This is a genomic window from Streptomyces sp. NPDC050564 (genome assembly GCF_044457265.1).
GTDB lineage: Bacteria > Actinomycetota > Actinomycetes > Streptomycetales > Streptomycetaceae > Streptomyces.
This window is the reverse complement of sequence record NZ_JBITGS010000008.1, coordinates 108921-124374: the sequence shown is the minus strand read 5'-3', so window position 1 is coordinate 124374 and position 15454 is coordinate 108921. Positions and strand designations below refer to the sequence as shown.

The following is a 15454-nucleotide window of genomic DNA, read 5'->3' as shown; positions in this document are numbered from 1 at the left end:
CGGCCTCGTGGCTCGAGGGGCATGCCTGGCAGGATGACCAGCGTGACCAGGGGAGCGGCATGACCACGGATTTCACGACGGACATCACCGGCGCAGTCGTCGCCGGCCTCGAGGACACGGCCGATCCGCGGCTTCGTGAGCTGTTGAGCTCGCTCACCCGTCACCTCCACGACTTCGTCCGCGAGACGGAGCCGACGAAGCGGGAGTGGGAGGGCGCCATCGGCTTCCTCACGGCGACCGGGCAGACGTGCACCGACACCCGCCAGGAGTTCATCCTGTTGTCGGACGTGCTGGGCGTCTCGATGCTCGTGGAGACCCTGGGCGGCCACCGGGCTCCCGGCGCCACCGAGTCGACCGTCCTCGGCCCCTTCCACATGACCGAGTCCCCGGTACGCGAACTCGGTGCCGACATCGACCTGGTGGGCAGCGGCGAGCCGTGCGTGGTCAGCGGCCGGGTGCTGTCCCGCGACGGCACCCCGCTGCCCGGCGCGGTCCTCGACGTGTGGCAGGCCGACGCCGAGGGCTACTACGACGTCCAGCGGCCGGACGCCCAGCCACCCGGCAACGGACGCGGGCTCTTCACAGCGAACGCCGAGGGCCGCTTCTGGTTCCGCACCTGTGTGCCCAGCCCGTACCCGATCCCGACGGACGGGCCGGTCGGTGACCTCCTCCGGGCGACCGGTCGTCACCCCTATCGCCCCGCCCACATCCACTTCATCGCCTCGGCGGAGGGCCATGCCCCCGTCACCACTCACATCTTCGTGGCCGGCAGCCCCTACCTCGACTCCGACGCGGTGTTCGCCGTGAAGGAGAGCCTGGTCCACGACTTCGCCGAGACCGACGACCCGTCCCTGGCACGGGAGTTCGGCATCCCCAACCCCTTCCGGCACGCACGCTTCGACCTCGTACTGGAGCCCCGATGAGCACCCCGCTCGACTTCTCGTACGAGACCCGGCCCGCGCGAGTCGTCTTCCGCCCCGGCGCCGCGGTGTCCGCGACGCCCGGCGAGGCCGCGCGACTCGGTCTGCGCAGGGTCCTGGTGGTCTGCGGCAGCCGGGGCGAGGCCACCGCGCGGATGGTCGCGGACGCGCTCGGGGACGCGTGCGCGGGGCTGCACGCCGAGGCCCGTATGCATGTGCCCGTGGAGGTCGCCGACCGTGCCGTCGAGGTGGCGCGCGAGGTGGGCGCCGACGGGTGCGTCGCGGTCGGCGGCGGCTCCGCGATCGGCCTCGGCAAGGCGATCGCGCTGCGCACCGGCCTGCCGCTGATCGCCGTCCCGTCCACCTACTCCGGCTCCGAGATGACCCCCGTCTGGGGCCTCACCGAGCAGGGGGCCAAGCGCACCGGGCGCGACCCCGCCGTCCAGCCCCGCAGCGTCGTCTACGACCCCGAGCTCACGCTGGCGCTTCCGGTCCCCCTCTCCGTCACCAGTGGCATCAACGCCCTCGCGCACGCCGCCGAGGCCCTCTACGCGCCCGATGCCTCGCCCCTCGTCTCCCTGATGGCCGAGGAAGGCGTACGGGCGATGACCGGAGCCCTTCCCCAGGTGGCCGCCGCCCCCGGCGACCTCGATGCCCGCAGCCGCGCCCTGTACGGCGCCTGGCTGTGCGGTGCCTGCCTGGGCGCCACCACCATGGGTCTGCACCACAAGCTCTGCCATGTACTCGGCGGCACCTTCGGCCTGCCTCACGCGCAGACCCACACGGTGGTCCTCCCGTACGTCCTCGCCTACAACGCGTCCGCCGCACCCCGGGCGATAGGCGCCCTGTCACGCGCCCTGAACACCGACGACGTCCCCCGCGCCCTCCGCGAGCTGGCGGGAAGCCTCGGCGCTCCCCGCACGCTCGCCGAACTCGGCCTGAAGGAAGCCGACTTGCCGGTCGCGGCAGCACGGACCGCCGAGGAGTCCTACCCCAACCCCCGCGCGGTCACGGCGCATGGCGTACTGGGTCTGCTGACAGCGGCGTACGAGGGCTGGGAGCCCCGAACCTGAGGGCGCCCATTTCGAGTGCTGCGGTCAGCCAGGCGATACCGAACGCCCACACCGCCAGCGTTTCGCAGATGTAGACGGACGTGAATTTCCAGTGAGTGCCCCATTTTGTCAACTGCGCGATTCCGGCGATGGCCGTGAAAGCGACGATGGCCGCTCCGGCCGTCAGATAGAGGCGATTCACGTGGCGCTTGTCCGTCGGTGCCGGATCCCAGAAGGACAAGATGCAGAACATCGCCAGCATGAGGAGAAGCAGCGCGGCGCACACGAGATGAATGACACCGACGGCCTCTTGGCGTGCGGTCGGATGTTCGCCCGGTGACGTCGGCAGGAACGCGACGGCCAGGGCGAATGCGCCGGCCGCTGAGCTGAAGTGGTCGTCGCGTTTGTTGTAGCGATAGCAGATGAGGAAGACGCCCAGTGCGCACAGGCTGCCGACGAAGACATTCCGTGTGCCGGTGTAGTACGAGCCGCTGATGGAGTCGGGCATGATCGGCGTCTTGGATCCCAGCGCCCGGAGGATTTCGTTCCCCAACGGCACCGCCGGCGGAAGCATGATGCCGATGACTCCGACCCCGAGGCGTAGGCGTCCCACGGTCCTGTTGTCCTGATCGCGCTCCGGATCACGCTGCTGCCGTGAGGAGTTGTCCGCGAGCCAGTTGTGGATTCGGCTGCCCTGCGCGCTTTCACTCATGCGGCCTCCCGATGGTGCATCAGTTGTGTTGTGCCCCAAGGGAATTGGAGAAAACGGACCCCAGGTGCGCCCTTCAGTCACGCGTCTGTCGCCCGCGTGGCGCACATCACCTTCGCAGTGTGCGGAAACGTGGAGCAGAACTTCACAGGTTCATGACACGCTCACCCCTGGTTACCCGCTGGTAATCCCTTGCCACCCCCCACCCCCCTCAGGACTGACCTTGCGTATCCGCAAGCGGCCCTTGCGTGCCGTCGTGCCCGCGCTCGCCGCATCCGCCCTTTTCCTCGCCGCCGGTTGCTCCGCGGAGCCCGGGGCGCACTCTTCCTCCTCCGCCCCACGTGCTCAGGACGCCGAAGCCACCACCGGCGCCACCGCCGACGCCGGCCGACCGCTTGCCGTCGCCGCCGCCCCCGAGGCGGCAGCCACCTCGACCGCCGTCGCACGGCCGGACGCGGCGGGCGGAAAGGCCCAAAAGGCCGCGCTGAAGGTGAAGTCGTACGACATCCACACGCGACGTGCCGTCATATCTCCTACGGGTAAGGGAACTTCCGGAGATCCGGGGACCGCGTCACCGTCCCCGACCGCCGGGAACACCACGAAGCCGCACGCCACAGCCGTCGGCGACATCATCGCCAGCGCCCCCGCACCCGGCGCCCCGGACGGACTCCTCGCCAAGGTCACCAAGGTGATCGGCAAGAGTGGAGACGGCACCGAGGTTCAGACGGCGCCGACGACCCTGGACACGCTGCTCGGCGACGACGACGCGAAGGGCTCCGTCCCCGTCGATCCCGCCTCCTTCGATGTCGAGCGACTGTTGCCCGACGTGAAGGTCTCCTGGGCGAAGACGGGAGACATCCACTCCGGCCCCGAGGGCACGAAGGTCCCGCTCGGCAGCCTGCGGGTCGATGTCGGTGCGAAGGTCGGCACGGCGACGGGAGCACCCGCCTCCGCGAAGGCGTCCGTCTCCGGCTTCGTCCAGGTCGCGCCCGAGGTCGACTTCTCCTACGGCGGCGACTCGGCCGGCTCCGGCCCCGGGGCGGCGTACCTCGGCGTCTCCGGCGACTGGACCTCGCGGTGGGCGGTCAAGGGGCGCGCCGCGGCCTCGGCCGAGCCCGTGCGGGTGCCGTTCGCGAAGCTGCACGCCGACCCCGTGCTTCAGGTCGGCCCGATTCCCGTCGTGGTGAACCTCGATCTGACCTGCTTCTTCCAGATCGGCGCCGACGGCAGCGTCACCGTCGACATCGAGCAGGACCTCAAGGGTGACTTCAAGGCCGGTGGCACCTTCGGGCCGGCCAAGGGCTGGATGCCGGTCAACGAGTCGCACATGACGAGCTCACCGGTGCGCTCCGCCGTCACCGCGGTGGGAAACGTGAAGGCGTCCCTCGGCGCGGAGGCCACCGTCGGGCTGTACGGCACCGTCGGCGTCACCGCGGACCTGGCACCGTATCTCCGAGGTGAGGCGGCGGGCTCGCTCGACGCCACGTCTGCGACCGGTGCCACGGCGAAGACCGGTGTCGGAGCGTCAGGCGCCTGGGCCGTCTACGGCGGCGTCGACCTGACCGGCACCCTGCGCATCCAGCTGTCCATTTTCGGAACACCCGTGCTCCAACACAGCATCCCGCTGGGCACGTTGCACCGCGAGTGGAAGCTCGCCGACGGCAAGGTGTAGCCGTACGAGCAGATCGGCCCCCGACGGCCGTCGCCCTTCCGGGTCCGGTGGCAACCAGGCTGCCGTACCCGGGAGTTGGGCGCCGAGCGCATCCTCGACGCCCAACGGGCCGCCCCATTCTCCCCCTTGGTTGATCCTTCATCGCTCGGACACCTCCAGGCGCTGGCATTTTCAAGAACGGCCCGGAAAGCTGAGCTGGGCATGCCAACGTGACCGCCTGGCCTGCCCTGCCCCCACGCCGCGGTCGATCAGGAGGACGCAGTGAAGAAAAGCTCGCGGATCCGCAGGGTCTCGCTCATCCTCGGCAGCGCCGTCGCGCTGGTCGTCGCCTTCCCCGGCAGTGCTCTCGCCGACCCGCCGAAGGCCTTGCCCGCGAACGCGGACGGACTGGAGCAGACGTTCCAGCCCGCCTACGACTACGACACGGACGGCTGCTACCCGACTCCCGCCATCGGCCCCGACGGCACCATCAACGGCGGCCTCAAGCCGTCCGGCGCTCTCAACGGCCAGTGCCACGACTCCTGGGACCTGGACAACACCAACGGCTACTCCCGCGAGAAGTGCAACAACGGCTGGTGCGCCATCATGTACGGCCTCTACTTCGAGAAGGACCAGGCCGTCGCCGGCAGTGGCCTGGGCGGACACCGGAACGACTGGGAACACGTCGTGGTGTGGGTGCAGGACAACGAGGCCAAGTACGTGTCCACTTCGGCGCACGGAAACTTCAACGTCTACGGCCGGGACCAGATCCGCTGGGACGGCACGCACCCCAAGGTCGTCTACCACAAGGACGGCATCAGCACGCACTGCTTCCGCCCGGCCAACTCCAACGACGAACCGCCGGAGAACCACTACCACACCTGGCAGTTCCCCAGCCTGGTCGGCTGGAACGGCTACCCGGCGGGCCTGCGCGACAAGCTGAGCGCGTACGACTTCGGCAGTGCCGTCTTCGGTCTCAAGGACGGCAACTTCAACTACCACCTGGAGAAGGCCAAGCCGGCCGGTATCGCGTTCGACCCCAACGCCTGATCGGCGAGGCCGCGGGTGGGTGGCCCCTGACTCGCCACCCACCCCGGCTACGCGGCGACAAGCCGTTCCCGGTGGCGCGGCGGCCTGTCCTCCTGCCACGGTACGACACCCCGAAGGGCACGAGTTCGCCGTGCGCCGCCGCCTGCCCGTGCACGGCCATCCACCTGCGTGCGGTAGGGTTTACCTGCACGAACACGGGGAGCACCCCGGGTGAAACGCATCGGGACGTGGCGCAGCTTGGTAGCGCACTTGACTGGGGGTCAAGGGGTCGCAGGTTCAAATCCTGTCGTCCCGACGGTGCGAAGGGTCTTCGCAGGCGAGAGCCTGTGGGGGCCCTTTTCGTTTGGGCCGTTTCCGATCTTCGAGGTCGAGCATGCCGCTCATCGGCACCGCGCAGCGGCGCGGTATGCGGATCCAGGCCGGGTAACGGCACGACGCGATGTTGCTCGCGCCGTGCCGGCGCCGCGAGGACCGGCGGCTCACACCCGTTCAGGCACGGCCCAGCGGGGTGTCGACCAGAGGCTCGGGCAGGAACCATGCCTGCCGTTTGTTGGTCGGGTCACTTCACGAAGCGGTACTTCAGGTGGGTGGCGAGGGGCGTGTCGACCACCCTGACCGACTGGAGGTTCCGCCGCGCGGCGCCCAGTCCTTCGAAGAGCCGTAGCCCCTCTCCGAGGAGTGCGGGCACGACGTGCAGCTGCAGTTCGTCGATGAGCCCCTCGCTGAGGTACTGCTGCACCGTGCTCGCCCCGCCCGCGATGTCCACGTTCCGGTCCCCGGCGGCGGCCTTGGCCTGGTCGAGGGCGCTGTGGATGCCGTTGGTGACGAAGGTGAAGGTGGTGCCGCCCTCCTTGATGAGGGTCGGCCGGGGGCGGTGGGTGAGCACGAAGACCGGGGTCCGGAACGGCGGGTTGTCGCCCCAGAACTCCTCGCCCGTGTCGTACATCATCCGCCCCATGACCACCGCTCCGGTGGCGTCGAACCACTCGCGCATCAGCTCGGAGTCGCGGTTCTCCTCCCCGCCGGTCATGCCCTGGCGCTCCCGCCAGCTCGCCAGGTTGTGGATCCACTCGAAGAGCGGCTCGGCGCCGTCGCCTCCCGGGTTGTCGATGCTGACGTCGGTGCCGGCGATGTAGCCGTCGAGGGAGATGGCCATATCCGCGGTTACGGTCACGATGGGGTGCTCCTGAAATCCTGGGAAGTGCTGCCTTCACCCTCACGTCGATCGGGAACCGGTGCCTTCGACATTCCCCGCGACACGCGACGGTCCCCGCCCGCAAGAGGCGGACGGGGACTGGGGGAGCCCCTCTGTCACGGCCTTGACCATCACATCGGGTTCATCTGTGGGTCGGCAGAAACCCCACACCGTCCCGGAGAATCGCGACCAGGTCGGTCACCGTGTGCAACCAGGTAGTGCCAGTCGGCCGGCCGCCGACCGACTCACCCTCGTACGGCAGGCACTATGACCCCATCTCACACACGTCTTGCTCGGGCGGCGGAGCGGTGGTGCGGCGCGGTACGAGCGTGGGGGAGAGCCTGACCTGGACCGACGGCTTGCCGCGGTCCGCGACCCGCTCAAACGGAGACGGGCGGCGTTCCTGCCGATCTCAGGGCCCGCCTGGTCGACGCTCGTCAGGGAGATCGGGCCGAGCGCGGCGAAGGTCGTGTTGTCGTGTCCCGCTACCGAGAGGTCCCCAGGCACCGACTGCCCGGCTCCGGCGACGGCCTCCAGTACGCCCATGGCAACGATGTCCGCGCCCGCGAAGACAGCCGTACCGCTGTCGGCATCTCGGACACGCCGTGGTCAGACGAAGGGTCCGGGTTCGGCATAGCGGAGCAGAACGCCCACGCCCCCGTGCAGTCTCAGCTGCTTCACGGGTACGAGGACGAGTTCGGCCTTGGTGCCGACCAGGGCCCGAGTGAGCACTGCGTCGGCACGCTCCTCGCGGACGTCCTGGATGCCGTAGGAGCGCAGTTCCTGTGCGGTGAGGGCGAGTTGGCCGGGTTCCGGGCCGGCCCACAGGCGGAGCGGTGATTCGGGGTGGTGGTTGAGGAAGAGGGCTTTGACCCCGCCGCGTTGCAGGGCCGACACCGCTGCGGCAACGCCTTCCGCCGAAGCTCCGTCGTGAGCGCGCTGGGCGAGGAAGGCTGCCAGCAGGGACCGGTCGTGCGCGGCCATGCGTCCGCTGAAGAGACTTTCGAGCCGGTGCTCCAGCAGCGCCCGTCGCGGCTGGGACTCACCGGCGCCCTCGACGGTGATGACCTGCCCGCGCAGGGGGGTGGGAAGCCGGCGGACGAGGATGCCACGGGCCCAGACGTCCCCGGCGACGACCACCGCTTCGGCGTGGACACGCCGCGCGTGGCCCTCCAGCTCCCGGCCTTTCAGTTCGGCGGCGTTCAGCCAGTCGGTCACCGGGATCTCCTCGTGGAGTCGGTGTCCCGGCGTGACCTTGGTCAGTGGCCACACGCCGACTTCGGCGTCGATCCGCACGGTGCCGGTGGCGTCCGTGGAGTGACGGCCGCCGTAGTGGACGTGCGCCGCCACGTAAGGGATCTCGGGGGAGTGCTGGACGATCAGCGGCAGGGTGTCCGGCAGCGTCCCGAAGTGCGCGGTGTCCCGTGTGGGCGGGTCGGGAAGCTCGTCCAGCAGGGCCAGTCGCCCGTGCGCGGTGAACACGGCCTGCCCGTGGGGACCGGGGACGTCGACGTCGCTGCCCACGGCCTCCGCCACCGCGGTGAGGGAGTCCTGATCGGCTCCCTCGGACGTCAGGGCGTCCCGGAGGTGGCGCCAGCGCAGTTCTATGGACGCCTCGGGATCGTTGACGGCGCTGTCGCGGGAGGTGTCCAGATAGACCGATGCGAACGGGCCGGTCTCCTTGTACAGGGCTTCGAGGAAGGAAAGTCTCATGCTCCCCCCTGAGGACACTCTCCACGGGAGTGCCACTGGAGGTCCGGTTTCGAGGTCAGGGAAAGACGGTCTGTGCCTGCCCGGCCCGATGCGCCGCCCGGACCGGGGACCCGGTGAGCAGGCGCTCAGCCTGTGCCGCGGCGTCGGCGGCGTTGCGTTGGCCCATGAGAACGCAGAGTGTGTAGGCGGCGTCGTCGAGCCGACGGTAGCGGAGCGGGTCCGCTGGATCACGCAGCAGACCAGCCTGTGCGTACCGGTAGGCGCGCAGCGCCGCGGTGACAGACCTGACGTGGGGCACCAGCATCTTCATGTCCATTCTCCCCGCGCCGGCCGATCGGCCGGCGCACGGCAGCCGGGAGAGGAGCCGAAAGGCTCGACTGCCGCACGATGGCATCGTGGCGCACCGGACCGGACCCGTCAGGTCCCGGTGATGTCGATGTGCCGCGGCTTGGTGGCGTGCGCCCTGGGGGCGGTCACGGTCAGGACGCCTTCGCTGAGGGTTGCGCTGACCTCGTCCGACGTGACATGGGTGGGCAGGAGGGCCCGGTCCTCGACGTGGCCGGTGCGGCGGGCGCTGCAGCACGGGACGCGTTCACGCTCCCGCTCCTTGTCATCGACCGGTTCACCCCGACCGAAGGCGGGCAACGACCTCCCTGGCACGCTGCCAGGCCGGTCTCGTACAGGCAGCGTCATCGCGGTTCACCTCCGTGAGAGTGTGGAATCCGGGTCGATTTCCATAGTGCGCGTCTGCGCGGAACCGGGCGACTCAACCACAAAGGCCCGCCCGGTCCTGCCTCAGCTGAGGTCATCGAGACGCTTTGCCGCCCTCGTGAGGGAGCGCCTGCAGCGGCTGAGCCCCTTCCACGGGTCCCCGTATGTGTCGAGGCGTTCGGGCAGGGCGCGCAGCGTCCACCGCTGCGCGCTCAGCCCCGGCTCGTCGAGTTCGTCCCAGTCCAGCGGAGTCGCGACCGGGGCGTGCGGGCGGGCGCGTACGGCGTAGGGGGCGACCGAGGTCTGGGCATACGCGTTCCGCTGCGTGTCCAGGTAGAGACGGCCCCGGCGCTTGTTCTTGCGTGGCTCGGTGGTCAGCCGGTCGCTGTGGCGTGCCGCGAGCACATCGGCGACGCGCCGGGCGAAGTTCCGTGCGGTACCGAAGTCTGTGCGCCGGTCGCGCAGCACGAGCAGATGCAGGCCGCGCGATCCGGTCGTCATCAGCGCGGGGCGAAGCCCGAGTTCGGTGAGCAGGTCGCCCAACTGATGCGCGCTCCACCGTACGGTCTCGAAGGCGTCTCCGCCGCCCTCGGAAGGATCCAGGTCGAAGACCAACCGATCCGGGCAGTCCAGGCAGTTGGCGGGGCTCAGCCACGGATGGGGCGTGATGCACGCCTGGTTGGCGAGGTAGACGAGGGTGGCCGTGTCGTCGCAGACCGCCATGGTGAGGCTGCCGCCCTCCTTGGGCACGCGAACGGTATGGATCCAGTCGGGGAAGTAGCCGGGAACGTCCTTGTGGAAGAAGGACTTTCCCCGGTAACCGTCGGGATGGCGCTCCATCACCAGCGGCCGGCCCTTGAGATGGGTGAGCATGGGGCGCGCGACGGACCGGTAGTAGTCGATCAGTTCGGCCTTGGTGATCCCGTCGTCCGGGAACAGCTCCTTGTCCGGGTTGGACAACGGCACGCGCCGACTGCCGACACGCATCTCGTCCTTCGTCCTCGCCTCGGCACTCATGAGCTGTTCCTCGCCTTCTCCCCGGGCCGCTCCCGCACCACCCTCTTCGCGGGTTTGTCTCTCCGCAGCCCGATGAACCGCGGGTGGCGCGGCTTCCCGTCGTCCGTCCACTCCGCGAACCCGATCAAACGGCTGCCCGCGCGCTGTCCAATCCGGATCGGAGAAGTAGCGCTCCGTGAACGTGGCCGGCCTCGGCCTGGGGCTTTCGGGCCGAGTCGCTCGCCGCAATGCCGTCCCCTCTTGGGACGGCACACCGTCGAACAGCTCCGTCACCGACGCGGAGCCGGGCATCCGCCTCACCCCTTCCGGCGGAGGGACGGCCAGTCACCCTCTCCGAGTGCCCGTCGGACGAAGCCGCATGCAGGCCCCAGCGGGGAGGCGCGGGGTGGTGGGTGCCAGCGAGGTCGCCCTCCCGATGAATGATCAGGCTCGATAAAATGAGACGGAAGGGGGTTCGATCATGGCAAAGCAGATCAAATACCGCAGAGTCTATGAGGAGACCTCGCCGCGCGACGGCAGACGGATCCTGGTCGATCGTGTCTGGCCGCGGGGCATGCGCAAGGAGGAGGCGGACATCGACGAGTGGCTGCGCGACGTCGCGCCCTCGACCGAACTGCGGAAGTGGTACGGCCACCAGCCCAGCCGCTTCACGGAGTTCCGCCACCGCTACCTCGATGAACTGCGCGACTCCGAGCACCGAGAGGCGGCCGGGCACCTGCGTGACCTCGCCGACCACGACAAGCTCACGCTGCTGACCGCCACCAAGGACGTGGACCACAGCCAGGCGGCCGTCCTCGCCGAGTGGCTGACCGGTGCGGCCCGACCCACGTAGCGCACGCGCTACGCGATCATGCGACGAGGACCACCGCCACGCCGACCGGGGCCGCCAGAGGGGAGTGGGAGCCGTCCATCGAGTACGCGCCGCGCCTGCCGGAGTCGGACCGGAGCACGCGCCGCACAGCCGCACAGCACGCACAACGGAAGCCGGAATCCTCGGGGGTTCAGCCCGAGCCGCAAGTCGATGCGTGCACTCGCTGTCCTCCTCGGAGAGCTCGTTCAGAGTGCGGCCAGTGCGTACGGAGTCGGGGTCGGTGCTCACCGGGTTCCGGCGGGCGTCGGCCCCTTCGTCGGACGGCTTGATCATGATCCAGCGCTCACGCTCGCCATCATGTCCCGTCCGGGTCAGCGCAGAGTCGCCGCGCAGCTTCTCGCCCTCCAGCCACACCTTCACGGACCGCGCGGGACGGCGTATTCGGAAAACCGGTGAAACGTTGAATCGGTGAATTGGTGAATTGGTGATGACTACGAAGACCGATGGGAAGCCCGGCAAGAAGGCGACCCACGCGACAGACAAAGCAGTGGTGCGCGCACTGCTCGACCGACAGCGGCGCACTTATACGGCGCGGGCCGGAATACGACTGCGCAATACCCCGGCCCCCCTGTACCAGACGCTCGTGCTGGCGATACTCCTCAGCGCCCGCATCAGGGCCGACATCGCCGTGGCCTCGGCCCGGGCGCTGTTCGACGCCGGGCTGCGCGACGCGCGGTCGATGGCGGACGCATCCTGGCAAGACCGTGTCGATGCACTCGGCAAGGGCGGCTACCGCCGCTACGACGAGCGCACTTCCACCCTGCTCGGCAAGGGAGCGGAACTGTTGCTGGAACGCTACGACGGCGATCTGCGTCGCCTGCGCGAGGAATCCGATCCGAAGAAGGCCCTGTTGGACATACCCGGGATCGGGCCCACGGGCGCCGACATCTTCTTGCGCGACGTGCAGGGAATCTGGCCCGAGTTAGCACCGTACATCGACCGCAAGGCCCTGGACGGCGCTCGACGACTCGGACTCCCCGCCTCGCCGAAGAAGCTGAGCGGCCTCGTCGCCGAGCGCGATATACCCCGCCTGGCGGACGGCCTCGTCGACGCGGCCCTCGACAAACCGCTGGCCGACGAGGTGCTCGCCGCCGCCGACGCAGCGTGAGCCGTCCCCGGCTGGCCCTCTGGAGCGCGAGCCGTCCTCGGCTGGCCCTCTGGAGCGTCAGCGGACGGAGTCCCGGTGACACGCCTCCACAATGCGTGGGCTGGACGGGTGCGAGCGGTTCGAGGCGACGCGCGCGGTGACCCGGGCCGAGATCGACGGCGGCTTGCGGCCTGCGCGGACGGGAGGGCAGGGCCGCGGTCCTGTGTGTCCGCGTGTGCCGGAGGGTGAGGACGTGCTGGAGCGCCGGTGAGCGACGTGGCACGTCAATGACGTGCCACCCCGAACACCGGCGCTCCATCGGGTTGATCGCCCGGCTTGTGGGGTCAGCCCCGGTCCAGGATCGCCATGAGGGCTTGCTCCAACGCCGTCTTCGGGTCCGCCGACGGCCCTTCCGACCGCCACGCGACGAACCCGTCGGGGCGGACCAGTACCGCACCGTCCGCGGTGACGCCGTGGACCTCCGCCCAGTCCATGCCGTCCTCGGGGGACAGCTCCGCGTCGGACCCGCTGCCGATCCGGTACGAGTCGACGGGCACGGACAGCCGTTGCGCGACGTCCTTCGCCGCGGAGTGCCACCCGCCGGCGCCGTCCGCTGAGCTCAGGAGCACCATCGACCGCTCGTACAGGTCCAGGGTGGAGACCCGGGTGCCGGACCGGTTCAGCCACATGTGGGGCGCCCGGCTCCCGGGCTCGCCGGTCAGCCGCATGCCGTCGGGTACGACGGGCATCGCCGGGTCGGCACCCAGAATCGCGCCCCGCCGATAGCGGTAGCCCAGCGCCACGTTGAGGATTCCGTTCTTCCCGCCGGGACCGCCGGGACCGCCGGGACCACCAGGACCGCCAGGACCGCCGGGACCACCAGGGCCCCCATTGCCACCGGGCCCACCGACGCCGGGGCCGGGGGTGAACCCGGGGTGGCTGTGCTCGACCGAACGCGACGAAGCGCGGGCGCTGGTCGCCTCCGCGACCGGCCGGCGCTCCGCGTCGTAGGACCTCAGCAGTCCGGGACCGGCCCAGCCGCCCAGCACGGCGGCCAGCTTCCAGGCGAGGTTGTGCGCGTCCTGGATACCGGTGTTGGAGCCGAACGCCCCGGTGGGGGACATCTCATGGGCCGAGTCCCCGGCGAGGAACACCCTGCCGTCCGTGTACCGCTCGGCGACCCGCTCGGCGGCGTGCCAGGCGGCTCTGCCGGTGATCTCCACATCGAGATCCGGCACTCCGACGGCCCGCCGGATGTGCTCCACGCACCGCTCGTCGGTGAACTCCTCCAGGGTTTCGCCGTGTTCGGGATGCCAGGGAGCGTGAAAGACCCAGTGCTCCTTGTTGTCGACCGGCAGGAGCGCCCCGTCGGCATCCGGGTTGGTCAGGTAGCAGCAGATGAAGCGCCGGTCACCGACGACGTCCGCCAGAGCGCGGGACGTGAACGTGAGGCTCACGTTGTGGAACAGGTCACCCGGTCCGGTCTGCCCGATGCCGAGCCGCTCGCGGATGGGGCTGCGCGGACCGTCCGCGGCGACGAGGTAGTCCGCGCGGATGGTGGTGTGCTCGCCGGAGTCGCGGCTCTTGACCTGTGCGGTCACCCCGCTGGCGTCCTGGTCGAACGACATCAACTCCGTGGAGAAGCGCAGATCTCCGCTCAGCTCCCGCGCACACTCCAGCAGCACCGGCTCGAGGTCGTTCTGGCTGCACAGACACCACGCGCTCGGGCTGAAGCGCGCAAGCCCGCCGCCGGGGTCGATCTCCTTGAACAGCCACTCGCCGGCATCGCCCACCAGGGTCGGCGTCTGCATGATGCCGTGGTTCTCCGCCAGGATCGATGCGGCGTCCCGGATGCGCTGCTGAGCCCCGGCCACCCGGAACAACTCCATGGTGCGCACGTTGTTTCCACGCCCACGCGGATGGATCGACGTGCCCGAGTGACGCTCGACGAGCATGTGCGGCACGCCAAGACGCCCCAGGAACAGAGAGGTGGACAGGCCCACCAGAGAGCCGCCGACGATGAGGACGGGCGTGTGGTGACCGACCTCGCCGGCCTCTTCCGATCGGTTCATTGAATGCCTCCAGCGTCACCTGCGAGGTGAGTCAGGGATGGGATGCAGTTTCCATGCCCTGTGCTGACCGGTTCGCTCGCTCGGGGCACCCGGATGGCACGCGGTTCACTCGTCCGCCCCGTGGGGCTCGCGCACTTCGGAGGTCCCGTCAACGATCGGCTCATGGCGACCCCGGCCTTTCGGGACACGGCGGTCGTTCCTGACCTTCCGTAATGAAGAGGAGAGGTGTGCCGGATGACCACCACGGGACGTATATCGCAGTCGGCGTTCGACGGCTCCAGGCTGCGGGTGATCCTGCTGCTCGATCTGTACGAAGGAGCCCAGCAGCAGTTCCTCGACGCGTATGAGCACATGCGCAATCAGGTCGCGTCGGTGCCCGGTCACCTCAGTGACCAGCTCTGCCAGTCGATCGAAAACCCTTCGCAGTGGCTCATCACCAGCGAGTGGGAGAGCGCTCCGCCCTTCCTGGCCTGGGTGAACAGCGAGGAGCATGTCGAAACGGTCCGGCCGATGCACGACTGTGTCCGGGACACCCGGTCGATGCGCTACAGCATCCTCCGGGAGACCAGCCCGGCTCAGCCGCTCACGCCGGAGTCGGCCAAGGCGGCCATGCAGGTGGAGGCCCGAGTGGGCGACGGTGTGGCACGCCACGCGCTCACCTTCACCGTCAAGCCGGGCTCCGAATCGAAGGTCGCCGAGATCCTGGCGGGGTACAAGTCCCCCCAGGCCCAGGTCGACGACACCACGCGGCTGCGCCGTACTTCACTGTTCATGCACGGCAACCGTGTTGTGCGGGCGGTGGAAGTGGAGGGCGACCTCCTTGTGGCCCTGCGCCACGTCGCGCGTCAGCCCGAGGTGCGGGCGGTCGAGGAGGCCATCAACCCGTATCTGGAGCAGGAGCGGGACCTGACCGACGACGGCTCCGCGCGGGTCTTCTTCACCCGGGCGGCGCTCCCGGCCGTGCACCACGTGGTGGCCGGTCGGCCGGAACCCGCGAACCTGCGGCGGCATGCGCTGTACTACCCGGCCAAGCGGGGCTGCGGGATGGAGCTGGCCCGGTTGCTCGCCCACCAGGACGAGGCCGCGGCGGACGACCCGAAGAGCCCGGTGTACGGAAGCACCGTCTTCCAGCGTGACGACACCGTGGTGCGCCTCATCGACCTGGTGGGCGACTTCGACGCGGACCCCGTCGCCTCGCTGGGCCTCAAGGGTCCCAAGAAGGCGGCGGAGCTGGAGCGCCTCCTCGACGGTGCCGCGATCGGCGTCGAGGGCTCCCTGGAGACGGAACGCAACATCAACCGCCTCCTGTCGCACGCCGACATGATGCCCATCACCGACCGCAGCTCGGCGGATTCCTGACGGAACGGCCGCGGGCCCCTGGCCCGCGGCCGCTCCACCCGGACGTC

The 15454-nt window shown here is 69.7% G+C and carries 15 protein-coding genes and 1 tRNA gene; 8 read left to right on the top strand and 8 right to left on the bottom strand.

What is annotated here, in order from left to right:
- The first annotated feature begins 59 nt into the window (after positions 1-59).
- Both ACIBK0_RS14850 and ACIBK0_RS14845 read left to right on the top strand, forming a co-directional pair.
- The gene (locus ACIBK0_RS14850; RefSeq protein WP_399079504.1) at positions 60-923 is read left to right on the top strand and encodes an intradiol ring-cleavage dioxygenase; all 864 of its coding nucleotides are present in this window, start codon (positions 60-62) and stop codon (positions 921-923) included.
- Positions 920-1993 carry a maleylacetate reductase gene (locus ACIBK0_RS14845; protein ID WP_399079502.1) on the top strand — a complete coding sequence of 358 codons (1074 nt, stop codon included), beginning with the start codon at positions 920-922 and terminating at the stop codon, positions 1991-1993. The genes ACIBK0_RS14850 and ACIBK0_RS14845 overlap by 4 nt, the downstream gene beginning before the upstream one ends.
- Here ACIBK0_RS14845 and ACIBK0_RS14840 read toward each other — a convergent pair.
- Positions 1929-2765 (bottom strand): hypothetical protein, encoded by an 837-nt coding sequence (locus tag ACIBK0_RS14840; protein ID WP_399079500.1) that lies wholly within the window; start codon positions 2763-2765, stop codon positions 1929-1931. The two genes, ACIBK0_RS14845 and ACIBK0_RS14840, sit on opposite strands and share 65 nt — an antisense overlap.
- Positions 2766-2910: 145 nt before the next feature.
- Between ACIBK0_RS14840 and ACIBK0_RS14835 the strand changes: the two genes are divergently transcribed.
- From ACIBK0_RS14835 to ACIBK0_RS14825, 3 genes are all read left to right on the top strand, one after another.
- On the top strand, positions 2911-4353 hold the full coding sequence (locus tag ACIBK0_RS14835) for a hypothetical protein (RefSeq protein WP_399079859.1): 1443 nt from the start codon (positions 2911-2913) through the stop codon (positions 4351-4353).
- 261 nt (positions 4354-4614) lie between these two features.
- Positions 4615-5382, top strand: a complete 768-nt coding sequence (locus ACIBK0_RS14830; protein WP_399079498.1) for an NPP1 family protein — start codon at positions 4615-4617, stop codon at positions 5380-5382.
- A 221-nt stretch (positions 5383-5603) separates the two neighbouring features.
- Positions 5604-5677, top strand: a tRNA-Pro gene (locus ACIBK0_RS14825).
- A gap of 264 nt (positions 5678-5941) precedes the next feature.
- On the opposite strand, the gene ACIBK0_RS14820 is transcribed toward ACIBK0_RS14825, so the two are convergent.
- The 6 genes from ACIBK0_RS14820 to ligD all read right to left on the bottom strand — a co-directional run bounded on the left by ACIBK0_RS14820 (position 5942) and on the right by ligD (position 10018).
- Positions 5942-6556, bottom strand: coding sequence for a dihydrofolate reductase family protein (locus ACIBK0_RS14820; protein WP_399079496.1), 615 nt, complete (start codon positions 6554-6556; stop codon positions 5942-5944).
- Positions 6557-6775: 219 nt separating this feature from the next.
- Positions 6776-7123, bottom strand: a complete 348-nt coding sequence (locus ACIBK0_RS14815; protein ID WP_399079494.1) for a substrate-binding domain-containing protein — start codon at positions 7121-7123, stop codon at positions 6776-6778.
- Between the two features lie 63 nt (positions 7124-7186).
- Positions 7187-8290 carry a hypothetical protein gene (locus ACIBK0_RS14810; protein WP_399079492.1) on the bottom strand — a complete coding sequence of 368 codons (1104 nt, stop codon included), beginning with the start codon at positions 8288-8290 and terminating at the stop codon, positions 7187-7189.
- Between the two features lie 55 nt (positions 8291-8345).
- Positions 8346-8600, bottom strand: a complete 255-nt coding sequence (locus tag ACIBK0_RS14805; protein ID WP_399079490.1) for a DUF5133 domain-containing protein — start codon at positions 8598-8600, stop codon at positions 8346-8348.
- Positions 8601-8707: 107 nt separating this feature from the next.
- On the bottom strand, positions 8708-8935 hold the full coding sequence (locus ACIBK0_RS14800) for an Hsp20/alpha crystallin family protein (protein WP_399079488.1): 228 nt from the start codon (positions 8933-8935) through the stop codon (positions 8708-8710).
- A 150-nt stretch (positions 8936-9085) separates the two neighbouring features.
- Positions 9086-10018, bottom strand: coding sequence for a non-homologous end-joining DNA ligase (gene ligD / locus ACIBK0_RS14795; RefSeq protein WP_399079486.1), 933 nt, complete (start codon positions 10016-10018; stop codon positions 9086-9088).
- A gap of 460 nt (positions 10019-10478) precedes the next feature.
- Between ligD and ACIBK0_RS14790 the strand changes: the two genes are divergently transcribed.
- Positions 10479-10850 (top strand): DUF488 domain-containing protein, encoded by a 372-nt coding sequence (locus tag ACIBK0_RS14790; protein WP_399079484.1) that lies wholly within the window; start codon positions 10479-10481, stop codon positions 10848-10850.
- 466 nt (positions 10851-11316) lie between these two features.
- On the top strand, positions 11317-11997 hold the full coding sequence (locus ACIBK0_RS14785) for an endonuclease (protein WP_399079482.1): 681 nt from the start codon (positions 11317-11319) through the stop codon (positions 11995-11997).
- Positions 11998-12320: 323 nt separating this feature from the next.
- Here the strand turns inward: ACIBK0_RS14785 and ACIBK0_RS14780 are convergent, their stop codons facing one another.
- A complete protein-coding gene (locus ACIBK0_RS14780) occupies positions 12321-14048 on the bottom strand; it encodes an FAD-dependent oxidoreductase (protein WP_399079480.1) in 1728 nt (575 codons plus the stop codon).
- A gap of 234 nt (positions 14049-14282) precedes the next feature.
- Here ACIBK0_RS14780 and ACIBK0_RS14775 point away from each other — a divergent pair, with 234 nt between their 5' ends.
- Positions 14283-15407 (top strand): SchA/CurD-like domain-containing protein, encoded by a 1125-nt coding sequence (locus ACIBK0_RS14775; RefSeq protein ID WP_399079477.1) that lies wholly within the window; start codon positions 14283-14285, stop codon positions 15405-15407.
- Positions 15408-15454 lie beyond the last annotated feature (47 nt).